The 17,012-nt window shown below is 52.9% G+C and carries 18 protein-coding genes; 13 read left to right on the forward strand and 5 right to left on the reverse strand.

Annotation, left to right across the window (positions count from 1 at the left end):
- Positions 1–162: 162 nt before the first annotated feature.
- The 3 genes from KNP02_RS06795 (at position 163) to parC (ending at position 5,072) form a co-directional block, all read left to right on the forward strand.
- A complete protein-coding gene (locus KNP02_RS06795; protein ID WP_138859418.1) occupies positions 163–567 on the forward strand; it encodes a CoA-binding protein in 405 nt (134 codons plus the stop codon).
- A gap of 129 nt (positions 568–696) precedes the next feature.
- Complete coding sequence (gene parE, locus KNP02_RS06800) at positions 697–2,664, forward strand: DNA topoisomerase IV subunit B (protein ID WP_214707754.1); 1,968 nt, start codon at positions 697–699, stop codon at positions 2,662–2,664.
- Positions 2,665–2,666: 2 nt separating this feature from the next.
- Positions 2,667–5,072 carry a DNA topoisomerase IV subunit A gene (gene parC / locus KNP02_RS06805; protein ID WP_214707756.1) on the forward strand — a complete coding sequence of 802 codons (2,406 nt, stop codon included), beginning with the start codon at positions 2,667–2,669 and terminating at the stop codon, positions 5,070–5,072.
- A gap of 65 nt (positions 5,073–5,137) precedes the next feature.
- Here the strand turns inward: parC and KNP02_RS06810 are convergent, their stop codons facing one another.
- On the reverse strand, positions 5,138–5,644 hold the full coding sequence (locus tag KNP02_RS06810; protein WP_214707758.1) for a DinB family protein: 507 nt from the start codon (positions 5,642–5,644) through the stop codon (positions 5,138–5,140).
- A gap of 166 nt (positions 5,645–5,810) precedes the next feature.
- On the opposite strand from KNP02_RS06810, the gene KNP02_RS06815 reads away from it, so the two are divergent.
- The 3 genes from KNP02_RS06815 to KNP02_RS06825 are packed head-to-tail and all read left to right on the forward strand — an operon-like array spanning position 5,811 to position 7,620.
- Entirely contained in the window at positions 5,811–6,422 is a 612-nt protein-coding gene (locus tag KNP02_RS06815) for an NUDIX hydrolase (protein WP_214707760.1), read from the forward strand.
- 14 nt (positions 6,423–6,436) lie between these two features.
- Positions 6,437–7,153 (forward strand): MBL fold metallo-hydrolase, encoded by a 717-nt coding sequence (locus tag KNP02_RS06820; protein WP_214707763.1) that lies wholly within the window; start codon positions 6,437–6,439, stop codon positions 7,151–7,153.
- Positions 7,154–7,170: 17 nt separating this feature from the next.
- Positions 7,171–7,620 (forward strand): GNAT family N-acetyltransferase, encoded by a 450-nt coding sequence (locus KNP02_RS06825; protein WP_214707764.1) that lies wholly within the window; start codon positions 7,171–7,173, stop codon positions 7,618–7,620.
- Positions 7,621–7,776: 156 nt separating this feature from the next.
- Here KNP02_RS06825 and KNP02_RS06830 read toward each other — a convergent pair whose 3' ends face one another.
- Both KNP02_RS06830 and KNP02_RS06835 read right to left on the reverse strand, forming a co-directional pair.
- Positions 7,777–8,319, reverse strand: a complete 543-nt coding sequence (locus tag KNP02_RS06830) for a GNAT family N-acetyltransferase (RefSeq protein ID WP_214707766.1) — start codon at positions 8,317–8,319, stop codon at positions 7,777–7,779.
- An 80-nt stretch (positions 8,320–8,399) separates the two neighbouring features.
- Positions 8,400–8,795, reverse strand: coding sequence for a hypothetical protein (locus tag KNP02_RS06835; protein WP_214707768.1), 396 nt, complete (start codon positions 8,793–8,795; stop codon positions 8,400–8,402).
- A gap of 333 nt (positions 8,796–9,128) precedes the next feature.
- Here KNP02_RS06835 and KNP02_RS06840 point away from each other — a divergent pair, with 333 nt between their 5' ends.
- From KNP02_RS06840 to KNP02_RS06860, 6 genes are all read left to right on the forward strand, one after another.
- Complete coding sequence (locus tag KNP02_RS06840; RefSeq protein WP_214707770.1) at positions 9,129–9,977, forward strand: transporter substrate-binding domain-containing protein; 849 nt, start codon at positions 9,129–9,131, stop codon at positions 9,975–9,977.
- A gap of 6 nt (positions 9,978–9,983) precedes the next feature.
- On the forward strand, positions 9,984–10,679 hold the full coding sequence (locus KNP02_RS06845) for an amino acid ABC transporter permease (protein WP_214707772.1): 696 nt from the start codon (positions 9,984–9,986) through the stop codon (positions 10,677–10,679).
- A 110-nt stretch (positions 10,680–10,789) separates the two neighbouring features.
- Positions 10,790–10,921 (forward strand): hypothetical protein, encoded by a 132-nt coding sequence (locus KNP02_RS14995; protein ID WP_256441034.1) that lies wholly within the window; start codon positions 10,790–10,792, stop codon positions 10,919–10,921.
- 152 nt (positions 10,922–11,073) lie between these two features.
- Positions 11,074–11,982, forward strand: coding sequence for an AAA family ATPase (locus KNP02_RS06850; RefSeq protein ID WP_214707774.1), 909 nt, complete (start codon positions 11,074–11,076; stop codon positions 11,980–11,982).
- Position 11,983: 1 nt separating this feature from the next.
- The gene (locus KNP02_RS06855; protein ID WP_214707776.1) at positions 11,984–13,012 is read left to right on the forward strand and encodes a DUF58 domain-containing protein; all 1,029 of its coding nucleotides are present in this window, start codon (positions 11,984–11,986) and stop codon (positions 13,010–13,012) included.
- Positions 13,009–13,986, forward strand: a complete 978-nt coding sequence (locus tag KNP02_RS06860; RefSeq protein WP_214707777.1) for a hypothetical protein — start codon at positions 13,009–13,011, stop codon at positions 13,984–13,986. The genes KNP02_RS06855 and KNP02_RS06860 overlap by 4 nt, the downstream gene beginning before the upstream one ends.
- Before the next feature lie 49 nt (positions 13,987–14,035).
- Here the strand turns inward: KNP02_RS06860 and cls are convergent, their stop codons facing one another.
- Both cls and KNP02_RS06870 read right to left on the reverse strand, forming a co-directional pair.
- Positions 14,036–15,502 carry a cardiolipin synthase gene (cls, locus tag KNP02_RS06865; protein ID WP_214707779.1) on the reverse strand — a complete coding sequence of 489 codons (1,467 nt, stop codon included), beginning with the start codon at positions 15,500–15,502 and terminating at the stop codon, positions 14,036–14,038.
- 123 nt (positions 15,503–15,625) lie between these two features.
- Positions 15,626–16,408 carry a LysM peptidoglycan-binding and 3D domain-containing protein gene (locus KNP02_RS06870; RefSeq protein ID WP_034777617.1) on the reverse strand — a complete coding sequence of 261 codons (783 nt, stop codon included), beginning with the start codon at positions 16,406–16,408 and terminating at the stop codon, positions 15,626–15,628.
- A gap of 208 nt (positions 16,409–16,616) precedes the next feature.
- Here KNP02_RS06870 and KNP02_RS06875 point away from each other — a divergent pair, with 208 nt between their 5' ends.
- Positions 16,617–16,877: a DUF1294 domain-containing protein gene (locus KNP02_RS06875; protein WP_232939616.1), complete on the forward strand. Its 261-nt coding sequence runs from the start codon at positions 16,617–16,619 to the stop codon at positions 16,875–16,877.
- Positions 16,878–17,012: the final 135 nt, after the last annotated feature.

Here is a 17,012-nt window from a genome sequence, read left to right on the forward strand (position 1 = left end):
ATAATTTCATATATAACGGTTTACATAATAAGTTATGGTGAACCAATTGATTTGTTTTAAAAATTTGAAAGAGTTACAGTTATATGATAAAAGAAAATAAAGCTTGAAACGGTGATTCAGGTAAAGGTACACTGAGAACGTAAACAAAAGGGGGATTTCAGGATGGACGATCAACGTTTGAAACAATGGCTCACCGAAGCGAAGACGATCGCTGTCGTCGGCGTGTCAGCGAACCCGAACAAGACCGCGAACCAAATCGCAGACTATCTGCTGTTGCAAGGTTACACGGTCATCCCTGTCAATCCGACGCTCGAGACGTGGAACGGACGCAAAGTCTATCCGACGGTCGAGAGCATCCCGGGGCGCGTCGATATCGTCGACGTCTTCCGACGCAATGAGTATTTGGCCGGTGTGGCCGAAGATGCCGTCCGACATGGGGATGTCGGTCTCGTCTTCAACCAGCTCGGGCTCACCAGCCCGGACGCCGAGCGGATCGCTCGCGATGCCGGACTCGACTACATCGAAAATCGATGCATCTATGTCGAGCACGCCCGCCTTCTCGGTTAAGACCTACCTCCTTGGTAGGTCTCCTTTTTTTCACGAGCCCCGCTCGCGGAGGGAGGCTTGCCAGAATCCAAAAACAGCTATACAATAGGATAGAAAAACGAACGTGTGTTCGAAATTGAGGTGACGAAGATGTCAACAGACTTATTTAATTACAATGAAGACGCCATCCAGGTGCTCGAAGGACTGACTGCTGTCCGGAAACGTCCGGGGATGTATATCGGTTCGACCGACCATCGCGGCTTGCACCATCTCGTCTATGAGATCGTCGATAACGCGATCGATGAGGCGCTCGCCGGATTCGGTGGCCAAATCGACGTGACCATCCATAAAGATGACGCGATCACGGTACGCGACTACGGGCGTGGTATGCCGACCGGGATGCACGCCTCCGGGAAACCAACGCCAGAGGTCATCTTCACGGTCCTCCACGCCGGCGGTAAGTTCGGCCAAGGTGGCTACAAGACGTCAGGTGGACTCCACGGGGTCGGCGCCTCGGTCGTGAACGCACTCTCGAGCAAGGTCCTCGTCACGATTTATCGCGACGGCAAAGTGTTCGAGCAGACGTTTGCCGACGGTGGGATTCCGCAGACGACGCTCCTTGAGACCGGAAAGACGCGTCAGACGGGGACGAGCGTCTACTTCAAACCGGACGCCTCGATCTTCTCGACGACGACATATAACTACGACACGCTCGCCGAACGGCTCCGTGAATCGGCATTCCTGTTAAAAGGATTGACGATCACGTTGACGGACGAGCGTTCGGATAAAGAAGAGACGTTCCATTACGAGGAAGGGATTGCCGAGTTCGTCCAATATTTGAACGACGACAAGGCGACGCTCCATCCGATCGTCTACTTCGAAGGGACGGAGAACGATATCGAGCTAGAGCTCGCCTTCCAGTTCACGGACGCCTATTCTGAGAACGTCCTCTCGTTCGTCAACAACGTCCGGACTCGTGACGGCGGCACACACGAGGTCGGCGCCAAGACGGCGATGACCCGCATCGTGAATGAATACGCCCGTAAGAACGGATTGTTGAAAGAAAAAGACAAGAACCTCGACGGCGGTGACGTCCGCGAAGGCTTGACGCTCATCGTCTCGGTACGGATCCCGGAAGAATTCCTCCAGTTCGAGGGGCAGACGAAATCGAAACTCGGTTCGCCCGAGGCACGTACGAGCGCTGATGGTGTCATGGCCAAACAACTGACGATTTTCCTCGAGGAGAACCCGCAGATGGCGACGATGCTCATCAAGAAGGCGATCCGCGCCGCCCAGGCCCGCGAAGCCGCCCGGAAAGCCCGGGAAGAGGCGCGCAACGGCAAGAAGAAGAAACGTTCGAGCATCTTGAACGGAAAACTGACGCCGGCGACGTCGAAAAACGCCGCCAAGAACGAACTGTTCCTCGTCGAGGGTGACTCGGCCGGCGGTTCGGCTAAACAGGGTCGTGACCGGACATTCCAGGCCATCCTGCCGCTGCGCGGGAAGGTCATCAACTCGGAGAAGTCGAAACTCCAGGACATCATGAAGAATGAGGAAATCAATACGATCATCCACGCGATCGGTGCCGGGGTCGGCCATGACTTCGACCTTGAGGACTGCAATTTCGACAAAATCATCATCATGACTGATGCCGATACGGACGGGGCCCACATCCAAGTGCTCCTGTTGACGTTCTTCTTCCGTTATATGCGCCCGCTCGTCGAGGCCGGCAAAGTGTTCGTCGCCTTGCCACCGCTTTATCGCATCTCGAAAGGGAAAGGCAAGTCGGAACAGTTCGAGTACGCTTGGGACGAAGAGGCGCTCGAAAAACTTGTCAAAGTGTACAAGAAGGGCTATATCCTCCAGCGCTATAAAGGTCTCGGTGAGATGAACGCCGACCAGCTATGGGAGACGACGATGAACCCGGATACACGGACGCTCATCCGTGTCACGGTCGACGACGCTGCCGTCGCCGACAAGCGCGTCTCGGTGCTCATGGGAGACAATGTCGCCCATCGTAGGGAGTGGATCGAGGAGAACGTCGCCTTCGGCCTCCAGGAAGATGATTCAATCATCGCCAATGAACACGTGACTAAAGCGATTGAGGAAGTGATGTAACGATGTCGACGATTCAACACATTTTAAACTTGTCGCTCGAGCAGGTCGTCGGTGACCGCTTCGGGCGTTACTCGAAATATATCATCCAGGACCGGGCCCTCCCGGACGCGCGCGACGGGCTCAAACCCGTTCAGCGCCGAATCCTGTATGCGATGCACCATGAAGGCAACACGAACGAGAAACCGTACCGCAAATCGGCCAAGACGGTCGGTAACGTCATCGGTAACTATCACCCGCACGGTGACAGTTCCGTCTATGAGGCGATGGTACGCCTATCGCAGGACTGGAAGTTGCGTTACCCGCTCATCGACATGCACGGGAACAACGGCTCGATGGACGGCGACTCGGCCGCCGCGATGCGGTATACCGAGGCCCGTCTGTCGAAGATTGCCGGCGTCATGCTGACGTCGATCTCGAAGAACACGGTCGACTATACGCCGAACTTCGACGATTCGACCGAAGAGCCGCTCGTCTTACCGTCACTCCTCCCGAATTTGCTCATGAACGGGACGACGGGAATCTCTGCCGGTTATGCGACCGAGATTCCGCCGCATAACTTGACCGAGGTGCTCAATCTCGCCATCGCCCGCCTGAAAGGTGAGGTCGAGACGACGAATGACGCATTCCGTTATATGCAAGGGCCGGACTTCCCGTCTGGCGGGATCGTCATGGGCAAAGACGGCATCTTGAAGGCGTTCGAGACCGGCAAAGGCAAGGTCATCATCCGTGCCAAATCGGTCATCGAGCCACTTAAGGGCGGCCGTGAACAAATCACCATCACCGAACTCCCGTATGAGGTGAACAAGGCGAACCTCGTCAAGAAGATGGAAGAGCTCCGTCTCGACCGCAAAGTCGAAGGTGTCGCCGAAGTCCGTGACGAGACCGACCGGACCGGCGTCCGCGTCGTCATCGAATTGAAGAAGGAAGCCGATGCGGAAGGTGTGCTCCATTTCTTCTTGAAGCATACCGATCTGCAGCTCGCCTACAACTACAACATGGTCTCCATCGTCAACCGGACACCGAAACAGATGGGACTCTTGTCGATCATCGACGCGTACTTGAAGCACGTCGAAGAAGTCGTCACCCGTCGCACGACGTTCGAGCTCGATCAGGCAAAGAAACGCGCCGAGATTGTCGACGCGCTCGAACAGGCCATCTCGGTCCTTGACGAGACGCTCGAACTCATTCGTTCGGCCAAAGACAAGTCCGAGGCGAAACAGAAGCTCATGGAGCGGTTCTCGTTCACGGACCGTCAAGCCGAAGCGGTCGTCATGCTCCAACTGTATCGGTTGACGAACACGGATATCGTCGAGCTCCAAAAAGAGGCGAAGGCGCTCCAAAAAGAGATTGCTCGCCTCGCCAACATCTTGAACGTCGACGCGACGAAACGGAAGCTCATCTCGAAAGAGTTGACCGCACTCCGTGACGAGTTCGGCGACGTACGGCGCTCGGTCATCGAGTCCGAGGTCGAAGAGTTGAAACTGAAGACAGAGGTCATGATCGCCGTCGAAGAGACGATGGTGTTCGTCAGCCGCGACGGTTACGTCAAACGTTCATCGATGCGCTCATATGGCGCCTCGAGCGACGAGATGCCGGAGATGAAGCAGAAAGACCGTCCCGTCCTCGTCACCCAGGCGATGACGACGGACCACTTGCTCGTCTGGACGAACAAAGGCAGTTACTTGCTCATCCCGGTCCATCAGATTCCAGAGTCGAAATGGAAAGACGCCGGTCAGCATGTCGCCAACCTTGTGCCGATTGAAGGCGAACAAGTCGTCTCGGCCGATGTCGTCTCGACGTTCGAGACCGACGCGCATTGCCTGTTCGTCACGCGTGAAGGCATGGTCAAACGGACGCCGCTCCGTGACTATGACGCCCAACGCAAGTCGAAAGCGCTCATGGCGCTCAAGTTAAAAGGTGACGACGAGGTCGTCTTCGCGGGCATCAGTGACGGTCCAGGACAACTGTTCCTCGTCTCTGAGCGCGGCTATGGCCTCTGGTTCAAAGAAGACGACGTTCCGGTCGTCGGCCAACGTGCCGCCGGCGTCAAAGCGATGAACTTGAAAGATGGCGATGTGGTCGCCGATGCCTTTGCCTTCTTCACACCGCCGCTGTTCGTCCTCGTGACGCAACGTGGAGCGGTCAAGAAGATGAAGCTCGAGGATCAGTTCGACTGCACGAACCGCAACTTGCGCGGGACGATGCTCATCCGCGAAGTCAAATCGAAACCGCACCAGATTCGTCGTGTGCTCCCGGTGCATGACGATGAAACGCTCCACATCATTGGGAAAGAGAAAGCGAAGACGGTCAAGACGAAGCAATTGACGCTCTTGGACCGCTACGCCAACGGCTCATTCGTGTTTGATGAAGAGACGTTCGGTGAGATTGAGGACGTGTACCTCGATTGAGATCGAACTAAAGAAAACCCTGTACCAGAGACGATTGTCTTTGATACAGGGTTTTTCTTATGGATTCAAAGCTCCGCCTTTATCAGATAGCGCTCCAAATCGGCCTGTTGGCGCAAATGATGACAGCTATGCATCTCGATGAGGTCGTACCATTCCTGGGCGTTCAGCCAACCGAAACCGCCATGTCGGGCTTTGACGTCAGGGTTTGCCGCGCGGGCGAGCGGTTCAAGGCGGTTCAAGCGTGCAGATAACTCGTCGATTCGTCCTTCGAGCGTCTCGCGCTTGTCCGTGTTGTTCGGGGGTTGGTTCATCTCATCAGGTAAGCGGATTTTGACCGGTGGGAAACCACCCATCCGGAACAATCGTTCACCGAACTCGGTCTTCCCGAGCGGTTGTTCTTCAGTGGAAGCGAGACACCGGTCAATCTCGTCCGCATATTCCTCGGCCACCACGATGATATGGTCGTACATCTGTCCGATTGACCAGACGTCTGCTGCTGCCTGATAACGGAGCTGCCGCTCGGTATAGCCGTCCAAGTCTGCTTTGAACTGGGATAACAGTGAAATCGGCATGTCCAACCTCCTTCGATTTGATTCTCTATCCAGTATAACACGGGGGCATCAGCTGATTTTTTCAACTCCATGTCACATTAGTTTCTCTTAGGAGCGGGTATTTCTAAAAGGAACAACGATCCCTTTTGGCGAATGGGACAGGAGGACAAATCATGGGGGGATACGTATGTCACAGTGGCTCGATTGGGCCAAGCGGCTACAGGCGCTGTCACAGGCTGGCTTGACGTTTACGAAAGACGAGTTCGATCGAGAACGTTACCTCGAACTCCAACGAATCGCGACCGAGATGTTCGAGCAACAATCTAATCTTGCTTTGCATGAAATCACCGAATTGACCCACGTCGATGGTTATCCGACACCGAAGCTCGACGTCCGAGGCGTCGTCTTCAAGGATGACGCAGTGTTACTCGTCAAGGAAAGGTCAGACGGACTTTGGACGCTTCCGGGTGGCTTTTGTGAGATCGGACTGTCCCCGGCAGAGAACATCATCAAAGAGATCGAGGAAGAGGCCGGTTTCGACGTCGCACCGATTCGGCTGCTTGCCTTGTTCGATATGCATCATCACGACCATCCGCCGTTGTCGCAGCATTACTATAAACTGTTTATCGAATGCGAGTTGATTGGTGGAGAGGCGCAAATTAGTCATGAGACGAGCGAGGTTGCGTTCTTTACACGAGACACCTTACCACCTTTGTCACTTGCGCGGAACACGCGAGAGCAACTCTATATGTGTTTTGAGGCCCGTTGGCAAGAAGATTGGACCACGTTATTCGATTAAGGGGAGGGGATTCCATGAAAGTCACACGTTTTGATCACGTCCATCAACTGACGTTTTTCGCACCCATCTTACCAATCAACGTCCAACTGATTGAACGTGAGCTCGGGCTTGTCTTGATCGATACAGGGCTCGCGCAGAACGCGGAATCGATTTTAGCGTATATCGAGACGTTCGAACGCCCGCTTCTCGCTATCTTGTTGACGCATGCCCATGGAGATCATGTCGGCGGTGTCGATACGATTTTGAAAGCCCATCCTCATGCCGAGCTGTACGTCTCGAGGCGCGACGCCCGTCTCCTTGAAGGGGACCGGACGACTGACTCGGACGAGCGGGCTCTCAAACTGAAGGGTTCTCTCCCGAAAATCCACTCCTTGCCGGATAAATTGCTTGACCCAGGTGAGCGGCTGTTCGGCTTACGGGTCTATCCGGCAGCGGGTCATACCCCTGGTTCGATTGCTTTTTTCGATGAGAAAGAGCGGATTTTGTTTGCGGGAGATGCATTTCAGACGCGTGGGGGAGTCGCCGTGGCAGGGGACGTCCGTCCGTTGTTCCCGCTGCCGGGTATCGCGACATGGGATAAGCGTGCAGCGTTAGAGCATGCGGAGAAGTTGCTCGATCTCGCACCGCAACGTACGTTCGTCGGCCATGGACAACCAGTCGCCGGGACACATCGGCTCTATTTGGCACTGAAGCGGGCCAAACGCAAACAAGCACGTCTATTTTTACGATAATCCGGGGGTGCTCACAGGTGGAATTGCACGAGATTCAGACGACAGATTATCAACTGGCCGAGCAAATGCTCGAGATTCAACGAAACGCTTATGCGGTCGAGGCCGAGCTGATCGGCTTCGATGAGATCCCAGCGCGTTATGAGACGGTCGAGGTGATCCAGAATCTGCCCGGTACGAGCTACGGTTTGTATAACGACGGGCGGTTGATTGGCTTTATCACGATTGAAGCGGCTGAGAACACGGTCGAGGTCACAAAACTGTGCATCGATCCTAGATATTTCAGGGCGAGACTTGCGACGACGTTGCTCGAACACGTGCTCAGCTTGCACGAAGACAAACTCGTCTATGTGCACACCGGCAAACATAATGGACCGGCCAAGAAACTGTACACGAAGCTCGGGTTCGAACCGAGTGCCGAGTTTGAACCCGAACCGGGCGTCACATTGATCCGTTTTACGCGAACTTGAATCCCTTTCGTCAAATTTCACATTCCGTCTCACTACTTTAAGTATACTAAAGAATTGAGACGGAGTTTTATTTTTACTGATAATATATGTTATGTTAACTAATAGAAAAATAAAGAAAATTGATGTCAGATATGACATCTCTCCTCTCGATAAAAATCAGAAAATCTTGTACCAATACAACGTCATATCGATGTTCGGATTGCCGGTCTGTTTGAGCGTATCGACACCGCCGAGCGCGAACCCTTCTTTCGCATAAAAGCGACACGCGATCACGTTATCGTTCTGCGCTTCGAGTGACAATCCAAGCAACGATTGCTTTTTTGCCCACGCCTCCGCAACTTCTATCAGCAAATGGCCAATCCCGCTGTGTCGATCGCTATTACGGACCGCGATGTTCTCGATATACGCAAAACGGTTCCAGTCTTTCACCACACGGATTTGTCCGATACATGTCGTCTCGTCGAACGCCAAGAATACTTGTTTGTCTTCACTGTTGATGTATTCATGCCAGTCCAGCAAATCGTCTGGAAAGCTTGTCACACGGGCTTTCTCATATAACTGTTCCTCATACGTCCAAACTCCGTCACAAAAGCTCGGAATGATTTTCCCGATGATTGGAAACGGATTATTGGCTTCGTTCACGACCCTGATGGAATACTCATCTAACGGTTTGATCGAGATGTTCGGGGCTTCTTCCATTGCATCTTTCTCCCTTCATATGTAATGACCGCTCCATCCCAGAACCAAATGGTCTCACTAGACTAGCCATAAAGTGGCGATCATGAAATCAAAGTCGGTGGTTCTGTCGACAACACTTCAATTACATCATTTGATGTCAGGAACACGTAATGCTGAATATTATAAACCGTTTCGTAAATGTTTGTTGATTCTTCAGCTAACCATTTTAAATAGCTGGAATCGGTCACTTTAAAGAGTGTCCAGTCGCCAAAAAAATCAGGGTCATGATGTTTGTATAAATGTTCTAGCGTTCTAATAAGCGTTCCTTCGTCTGTATTTCGATACGACAATACAAGTCCGTCAAACAAGAATGTATGTGTGTTTTCATGCGCATCGGTAAACACGAGTCTTAATCCGTCTTTATCATCAATTAGCGCCTGCAGATATAGTTTATCCGGTATCTCTGGATTGGCGGTCCATCTTTCCCATTTCTCCATGTGTGCCCTCCTCTCCTCATTTTGATATGTTCCAAATAAGCCTTCACTATCTATCATACATTAATTAATGACGTTCACATGCGTGGGAGTCGGCTGATCAACACGATGATATCTTCGCTTAAACCGTATTGTTCAAACCGACATCCATTCATCTGTTTCATCACAATTAATAAACTGTGTCATTCGATTGAATCCTTCATTCATCAACATGTTAGCGCTTAATGGATTAATGTTTCAAATATAACATTAAGACTGTTTATCCGCTCTTAGGAGTTGCCTGTAAGCGTATGTCATGCTATTTTTAGACAGATGATAACTTAAGGAGGAACTTGAATGAAACGTATGACAAAAGGTTTGGCAGCATCCCTATTATTGGCTGTCCCGCTCGCGGCGTGTGGTGATTCTAACACCGATCAGGCCGAAACTTCGCGCTGGGACGAAATCAAAGAAGACGGTACGCTCACGGTCGGTACGGCCGGTACACTCTATCCCGCCTCGTTCCGTGAAGAAGATAGCGATACATTGACTGGGTTTGACGTCGAGCTCATGAAAGAGGTCGGGAAACGTCTTGACCTTGAGGTCCAATTCAAAGAGATGGCGTTCGACAACATGTTGACGAGCGTCCAAAACGGACAAGTTGACGTCGCAGCGAACGATATCTCGGTCACAGAGGACCGGAAAGAGAAGTTCGCCTTCTCAACACCGTACAAGTACACGTACGGGACGGCCATCGTTCGCAAGAGCGATTTGTCTGGCATCGAGTCAATTGAGGATTTGAAAGGCAAAAAGGCCGCTGGTGAAGCGACGACCGTCTTTATGGACGTGGCACGTCAATACGGAGCCGAGGAAGTCATCTATGACAACGCGACGAACGACCAGTACCTCCGTGACGTCTCGACAGGACGGACCGACGTCATCTTGAACGACTACTATCTTCAGACACTCGCCCTCGCCTTCTTCCCGGACTTCGATATCACGATCCACCCGGATATCGCCTATAACCCACAGGAAGTCGCGTTCTTGATGGACAAAGAGAATGCAGAGCTCCAAGAGAACATCGACCGCGTCCTTGGCGAGATGCTTGAAGACGGTACGGTGAAAGAATTGTCGGAAACGTTCTATAACGGAGCCGATGTCTCGGTAGAACCGGACGTCGACGCGACGATCGTCGAATTGGACTAAGCGGTCATGTTCGAAGGTGTGAAATGGGAAGCAATCTTTGACGTCGACCTGGCTGTGCGCTCGTTCCCTTATCTGCTAGGCGGTTTGCCGAACACGCTTTGGATCTCATTCGTCAGCATGCTCTTCGGCTTGTTGCTCGGTCTCGTGCTTGCCCTTGGGAAACTGTCACCGTCCCGGATGCTGCGGTTCCCGTCGACGTTCTATATCTCGTTCATGCGGGGCGTGCCGATTTTGATTATCCTGTTCATCTTATATTCAGGGTTTCCATTCATCGGCATCGAGTTCGCGGCGCTGACGGCGGCGGTCATCGGGTTCAGTCTGAACTCGGCGGCCTATATCGCTGAGATTATCCGGTCGGCGATCCGTGCCGTCGATCCGGGACAGGTCGAGGCGGCCCGCTCGCTCGGGATGAACAAGTGGCTGACGCTCAAAGGGGTCATCTTGCCGCAGGCGACGCGAATCGCGCTCCCCCCGCTTTCGAACGTGTTCCTCGATTTGATTAAAGCGAGTTCGCTCGCCGCCATGATTACCGTCCCTGAAATTTTCAACAAGGCGAAGATCGTCGGGGGCCGGGAGTTCGACTATATGACCGTCTATCTGGTCGTCGCCCTCATCTACTGGGGCATCTGTACGTTCATGTCGTTCTTCCAAGATTGGCTCGAACGGCATTTTGAACGCTATTTGGATACACCGAAGCGATGACTGACTTGCCTCATACAGGCAGGTCAGTTTTTTTGTCGGGCGGTTATTGCAAAAGTGACATGGTATAGTCAACTTATTCTATATTTCGTTTCAAAGGAGACACATCACCTATGTTCTCAAAGCTATTATTCGTCGCATCCGGCCTCATCACACTCACGTATATTTTGTTCGATGGACCGGCATGGGTCAGTGCCTTAAACCCATACACGAGTATGATTGTCCTTTATTACTTGGTTTTTTAAGTTCCCGAGCCGGAAAAGAGCGAAGACGGCCTCTTCGGATTGACCACACGTGACGTACATATTTTGAAGCGCTGGTCTTTAGCGTTCCATCTCGGACCGCGAGTGTGCTATGATTTTCTTAATTATCAGAAAATAGACGGGGGAATTTTATTATGGTGCAACAATGGACAACACATTTAAACGATCAAGTGATCGGGCAGTCAAAGGCGATCAAGCTGGCGACGATCGCCCTCCTCTCCGGGGGACACGTCCTGCTCGAGGACCGACCGGGGACAGGAAAGACGACGCTCGCACGTAGCCTGGCCACCTCGGTCTCGGCCGCATTCCAACGGGTACAGTGTACGCCGGACACGTTGCCGAGTGACATTTTAGGGATGGAACTGTTCAATCCGACGACAGGCACGTTCGAACGGAGAACGGGCCCAATCTTCACGTCGATTTTACTCGTCGATGAGATTAACCGGACGACACCACGGACGCAGTCCGCACTGTTAGAGGCGATGCAGGAGCGGCAAGTGACGCTCGGTGAGGTGTCACTTCGTTTACCGGACCCGTTCTTCGTCATCGCGACGCAAAACCCGTTCGACGGGCAAGGGACGTTCCCGCTGCCTCAGGCGCAGCTTGACCGCTTCTTATTCAAACTGTCACTCGCCCCGCTGTCACGAGAGTCGGAACGCCGGTTGCTGCGGAATGAGCATTTGAGTGCGGCTCCGTTCACGTTGCAACAGACCGAGCTTGTCGAGATGCAGCAAGCCGTCCGTGACGTCTTGTTTCACGAGGCGATGGAAGACTACCTTCTCGATTTCGTCGAGGCACTCCGTCATCACCGGGACATCGAGGTCGGACCGAGCCCACGGGCGACACTCGCCTATACGATGGCAGCCCGGGCGCACGCCTATATGGACGGACGGGATTACGTCACGCCGGAAGACATTCGCGCGCTCGCCCTGCCCATCCTCGGCCACCGGATCGTGTTGACGGTGGAGGCGTCGCTCAAGACGAAGCCGTCCAAATTGATCAAGTCCGTTTTGGAGACCATCCCGGTCCCATCAGAGGTGTGACATGCAACTCGTCAGCCCTCGCTACCTCGAGTCCGGGTATATGTGGCTCTTGTTCGTCGTCGGGGTGTTCACCGCCCTATACGGGAACGTCTTCCTCGCGAGTGTGATTATCGGGTTCAGCCTGTATGCGCTCATCATGCCGGAGTTGTTGTTCCGGCTCGCTGAATACGTACATGTCGAAGTGACCGACGAACTGAAGCTGTTCCCGAACGATGAAGAGACGTATACGCTCAAATTGATTTCGACGGCGCCCGTGCCCCTTGGCGTCGTCCGATTGTCGGGTTATCTCCATCCGACCGTCGATTCGGAGGCGCACGCCTTCTGGCGCCAAGAGAACTTTGTCGGTCGTGAGGCGGCCGTCGCCTATACGCTCCCACTCAAGGCAATCAAGCGTGGTCCGATCCGCATGGAGGCGATCGGCATGGAGATCCGGGACCCGCTCCGTATGTTTTCGCTCTATAAAGAAGATCCGCTCGACCGCATCGGGTATGTCTTCCCCGAATTCCTGCCTTATCCGATCCCGAAACGTCCTCCGACGTTACCAGGCGAAGAGATGGTCCGTCATAGCGCCTACCGTGACCCGGAGACGTTCCAGTCGGTGGCCCCGTATCACGGACAGCCGATGCGGCAACTGTATTGGTCGGCCTACGCGAAAACAGGTGAACTGCTCGCCCGCACCGAGCAACCCGTCCAGGCGAACGAATATGTCGTCGTGCTCGACTTGTTGACGAAAGACGGGCGCGCCCTCACCCATCAGATGGAACGGTTGATCTCGCAGGCGGCGGCGCTATGCCGCGACTTCGAGAAAGAGAACGCGAGCTATGGGCTGATCGTCCCGACCCTGACGAAGGAAGGCATCACCTATGACCTCGCCCCGGGGAGCGGTGAGACGCATTTCCGCAAGGTCATGACGACACTCGCCTGTCTGTCGGAACGGGATTTCCCGCTCGCCCGGTCACTGTTCGAACGGAAGGTCGCCAAATACGGCGGCAGCCAGTCCATTTTACGACTGGGAGGTGACGGACGATGAGACTACTCTGGTGGGTGTTCGCCGCGTTCTATGTCGGTCACGTGTTTCCGCTCGTCTTTCTGCTGACGCTCCGTTTGCCGCGCAACTGGCAGCTCGGGGTGCAGACGGCCCTGAGCATCGCCGCGCTCTTGTTCTCGTATGAGATGAGCATCACGCTACTGTTGTTCACGTACGTCCACGCCTTTATCCGTACGCTCGATTGGACGGACCGTTACGCGATCGCAAGTGTGCTCTTCCTCATTGTCGATTGGTTGTTCCCGCCGGCGTCGCAGCCGCTGGCGATGATCGTCTTCCCGTTCTTGTTCTTGTTTTGGCAACGGAGCCTGTATTATCGCCGTGACTATAAACGGATGTTGTCCACGCTCGTCGTCGCCCTAGGGGTCGGCCTCGGTTTGGCGATAATCATCCGGACCATCAAAGAGCTATTGTTCGGCAACATCGTCGCCTGGATTCAGCCCATCCTGATTTGGATCGGCGGTTGGTTCGACGGAGTCAATCTCGATCCGACCGATCGCGTCAACCGTATCCTCGTCCCGGACAATCCGAACATCGATGCCGAGACGATTTCAAACGAGACGTTACTCGAATCGGCGACGAATCAATCGCTATTCTTGGTCGTCGCGTTTCTCGTCGTTCTCGTCAGCGTCATCGCTTTATTCATCTATGTGCAACGCCGAAAAGAAGTCCATGAGGATGTGACGGTGCCGAAGCAACGCCATCAAGCGGCCGCTTCGGTTCGCCGCTCGACACGGGCCCCACGGCACGGCCGTCTGCTTGATGCCGGGAGACGTCTCGAACAGGCCCATCCCCGCCAGCGCGAAGAGACTGTTTCGGAATGGTTCGAACGAATCGGATTTACCGAAGGGAATCGCTTTGCCACATGGCTGGAGGCGGCCGAGTACGGAGAGAAAGAAGCGCCGGCTCCAATCGTCGAGGCGTTCGAACGACATGTCACCCAGACGCTCAAAAAATAAGAGACCAGTCAGTTCGCCGGGCACTCCCGGACGGTCTGACTGGTCTTTTTTAAAGAATTGGGCTGAGCAAGCGTGACACGCTCTCTTTGAAACGGATCCATTTCGTTCGTGTCTCATAACGCTCAACCGTTAACCTGTCAGCACATGCGAGGTCTCGATCGAATGCATCGATGACAGACTGGGCCACGACCTCATCATAGACGAGCGCTGAGATCTCGAAATTGAGACGGAAACTGCGCGCGTCGATGTTCGTCGTGCCGATCGAGGCGACCTCGCCATCGATGACGAGCGTCTTCGCGTGCAAAAAGCCGCCTTCATACGTATATACTTCGGCACCGTAGCGGACGAGCTCGGCCGCATTCGTATACGTCGCCCAGTAGACAAACATGTGATCCGGCTTGTTCGGGATCATCAGGCGGATTTTCGTCCCGGACATGAGCGCGTTGCGGCAGGCGTCGAGGAAGCTGGCGTCAGGGATGAAATAAGGGGTCTGGATGTAAATCGTCTCTTTCGCCTCGGTGATCATCTTGACGAGCATGTTTTTCAAATGCTCGGTCGACGAGTTCGGGCCCGATGTGACGATTTGTACCGGTGACCGAGACGTCTCGAGTAAAGAAGTCGGCCAACGGAAGTCCTCTTTCTCGGCCCGGTGTTTCGTCGGTACGGCACGGTTCCAATCGAGGAGGAAACGCTCGAGCAATTCTCGGACCGCCTCCCCTCTCATCCGTAGATGCACGTCGCGCCAATAACCGAACTGACGGTTCGTCCCGAGGTATTCATTCCCGACGTTGAAACCACCGATATAGCCGATCTCCCCATCGATGATACATAGCTTTCGGTGATTCCGGTTATTGACGCGGAAGTTGATACCGAGGCGTGACGGGAAGAACGATTTGACCTCGCCGCCGTGCGCGAGCAGTTGTTTGAAATGGGAACGTCGCAATCCGCGGGAGCCGACGGCGTCATAGAGCAGACGGACCTTGACCCCTTCCTTGGCCCGTCGCGTCAAGGCCGAGATGAGCGCCTGACCGAGCGAGTCGTTTTGGATGATATAGTATTGGATGTTGATTTCCTTTATTGCCACCTCGATGTCATGGAACAACGCCTCGAACTTCTGCTCGCCGTCATAGATGACTTGAATTGCATTATGATACGTCACGAGCGCATTCGTAGAGGATAAGTTCAAGCGGGCGAGGCGACGATACTTGGATAAGAGCGGATCACTGGCGAACAAGCCGCCATGGGCGTCGAGCTCAGTTAACTGGTTATGGACGTGTTCCGCGTATTCATGCCGTCGTTCCTCGTCGACTTGGTAGAAGTTATTCGATTTGATCAAGCGTCCGAAGAAGATATAGATGAAGAATCCGAGCAGCGGCACGAAGAATAGAACAAGTAGCCAGGCCCACGTCGACCCGATATCGCGCCGTTCGAAGAAGATGATGGTGACCGCAAACGTCACGTTGAGGATGACCAATACGATACCGAGTATGCCTAGAATGAATTCTGTCGTGACCATCTCGATTTCCTCCTTTTGTCTCTTGTTTACCCATTCTTCGTAAGAATGAAATACTCGTTTGCAGGTAAAGGGATAGACACACAAAAAAAACACCGCGCCTGCGGTGTTTTTAGGGTAAACCGATTAGTTTAAGACTTTGATTGTGATTGATTTACGACCGAAGTTGAGCGCTTGCTCTCGTGTCGGCATCAAGATATCGATTTTGTTACCTTTGATGGCGCCACCAGTATCTCCAGCGATTGCTTCGCCGTAGCCTTCAACCCATACTTTAGAGCCGAGTGGGATGACTGAAGGGTCAACCGCGATGACTTTTTGGTTCGGGTTCGAGCGGACGTCGATTCCTGTTGCCGTGATTCCTGAGCATCCTGCACAGTATGGCGTGTAAGCCGTTGCTTCCACAGTCATCGTCTTACCTGAAGCCGGAGCTTGGGTTTGCGTTGTAGACGTAGACTGTTTCGTCACTGGTGCAGATGTTGATGCTTTTGGTTTAGCGGCTGGTGCGCTGTTCGCAACCGATGCTGCTTTAGCACCTTTTACAGAGAATTGTTGACCAGGGAAAATGAGATCTGAATTAAGACCGTTCCATGTCATCAACTGTTTGACAGATACGCCGTTGTTTGTCGCGATGCGATACAACGTGTCACCTGATTTTACTGTATACGTTTTTGAAGCGCTTGAAGCTTTAGCTTCTGACTTCGCAAGCTTCAATACTTGGTTTGGATAAATCATATTAGAGTTTAAGCCGTTCGCTTGTTTGATGTCATTAACTGATACACCGTTGTTCACAGCGATACGGTAAAGTGTATCTCCAGACTGAACTGTGTGTGTTGATGCTGCCGAAGCTGGAGCAGCGACTCCTAAACTAAGGCCAGCGAGTGCCGTTAGTGTCAATAGTGGTTTTTTCATAAGAATATTCCTCCCTTTTCTAACGCCCCCTTACTGTAACACCTGTATATTTCACTGCCGTTACAGGCTGATATGAGAGTGATATCAGTTCAGTTACAGAAGCTTTCAGCGAGATGAGAGGAATCTGAATTTTTACAATCCAAATACAAATGGCTTAGTTGAGCCATTTTCAGCTATACTAAAGAGAAGAGAAAGGAGGTTTTAGTCTTTGGAACTATTACTGCTATATTACATTGTGACTAATTTCCTAGCGTTTATGTCATTTTACCTCGATAAACGTCGTGCTAAATCTGGGGAATGGCGCATTTCGGAACAAACGTTACTCATTCTCGTTTGGATCGGCGGCGCATTCGGGGCCTATCTCGCGATGCGGTTCTTCCGTCATAAGACATTGAAGCCGAAATTCCGCATTGGTGTTCCAATCGCCATCTTAGTGCATGCGGGTGTCACCGGTTGGTTCATTTTTTGACGCCATTATATAGAAGGAACTTGTTCAATCGCCACGTAGAAAATTCCGATAAAATGTCTTGATAGACGCTTCGTGGTGAAAAATAAGTGTGTCCATCCGGTGTTAAAACGAAATAAATGTTCAATTATTGAGGTG

It is taken from the genome of Exiguobacterium sp. s40, assembly GCF_018617905.1.
Taxonomy (GTDB): Bacteria; Bacillota; Bacilli; order Exiguobacteriales; family Exiguobacteriaceae; genus Exiguobacterium; species Exiguobacterium mexicanum_A.

Coding starts and splice junctions, on each gene's coding strand:
- KNP02_RS06795 (WP_138859418.1), top strand. CDS start 163: ATGGACGATCAACGTTTGAAACAATGGCTCACCGAAGCGAAGACGATC.
- parE (WP_214707754.1), top strand. CDS start 697: ATGTCAACAGACTTATTTAATTACAATGAAGACGCCATCCAGGTGCTC.
- parC (WP_214707756.1), top strand. CDS start 2,667: ATGTCGACGATTCAACACATTTTAAACTTGTCGCTCGAGCAGGTCGTC.
- KNP02_RS06810 (WP_214707758.1), bottom strand. CDS start 5,644: ATGCCGATTTCACTGTTATCCCAGTTCAAAGCAGACTTGGACGGCTAT.
- KNP02_RS06815 (WP_214707760.1), top strand. CDS start 5,811: ATGTCACAGTGGCTCGATTGGGCCAAGCGGCTACAGGCGCTGTCACAG.
- KNP02_RS06820 (WP_214707763.1), top strand. CDS start 6,437: ATGAAAGTCACACGTTTTGATCACGTCCATCAACTGACGTTTTTCGCA.
- KNP02_RS06830 (WP_214707766.1), bottom strand. CDS start 8,319: ATGGAAGAAGCCCCGAACATCTCGATCAAACCGTTAGATGAGTATTCC.
- KNP02_RS06835 (WP_214707768.1), bottom strand. CDS start 8,795: ATGGAGAAATGGGAAAGATGGACCGCCAATCCAGAGATACCGGATAAA.
- KNP02_RS06840 (WP_214707770.1), top strand. CDS start 9,129: ATGAAACGTATGACAAAAGGTTTGGCAGCATCCCTATTATTGGCTGTC.
- KNP02_RS06845 (WP_214707772.1), top strand. CDS start 9,984: ATGTTCGAAGGTGTGAAATGGGAAGCAATCTTTGACGTCGACCTGGCT.
- KNP02_RS14995 (WP_256441034.1), top strand. CDS start 10,790: ATGTTCTCAAAGCTATTATTCGTCGCATCCGGCCTCATCACACTCACG.
- KNP02_RS06850 (WP_214707774.1), top strand. CDS start 11,074: ATGGTGCAACAATGGACAACACATTTAAACGATCAAGTGATCGGGCAG.
- KNP02_RS06855 (WP_214707776.1), top strand. CDS start 11,984: ATGCAACTCGTCAGCCCTCGCTACCTCGAGTCCGGGTATATGTGGCTC.
- KNP02_RS06860 (WP_214707777.1), top strand. CDS start 13,009: ATGAGACTACTCTGGTGGGTGTTCGCCGCGTTCTATGTCGGTCACGTG.
- cls (WP_214707779.1), bottom strand. CDS start 15,502: ATGGTCACGACAGAATTCATTCTAGGCATACTCGGTATCGTATTGGTC.
- KNP02_RS06870 (WP_034777617.1), bottom strand. CDS start 16,408: ATGAAAAAACCACTATTGACACTAACGGCACTCGCTGGCCTTAGTTTA.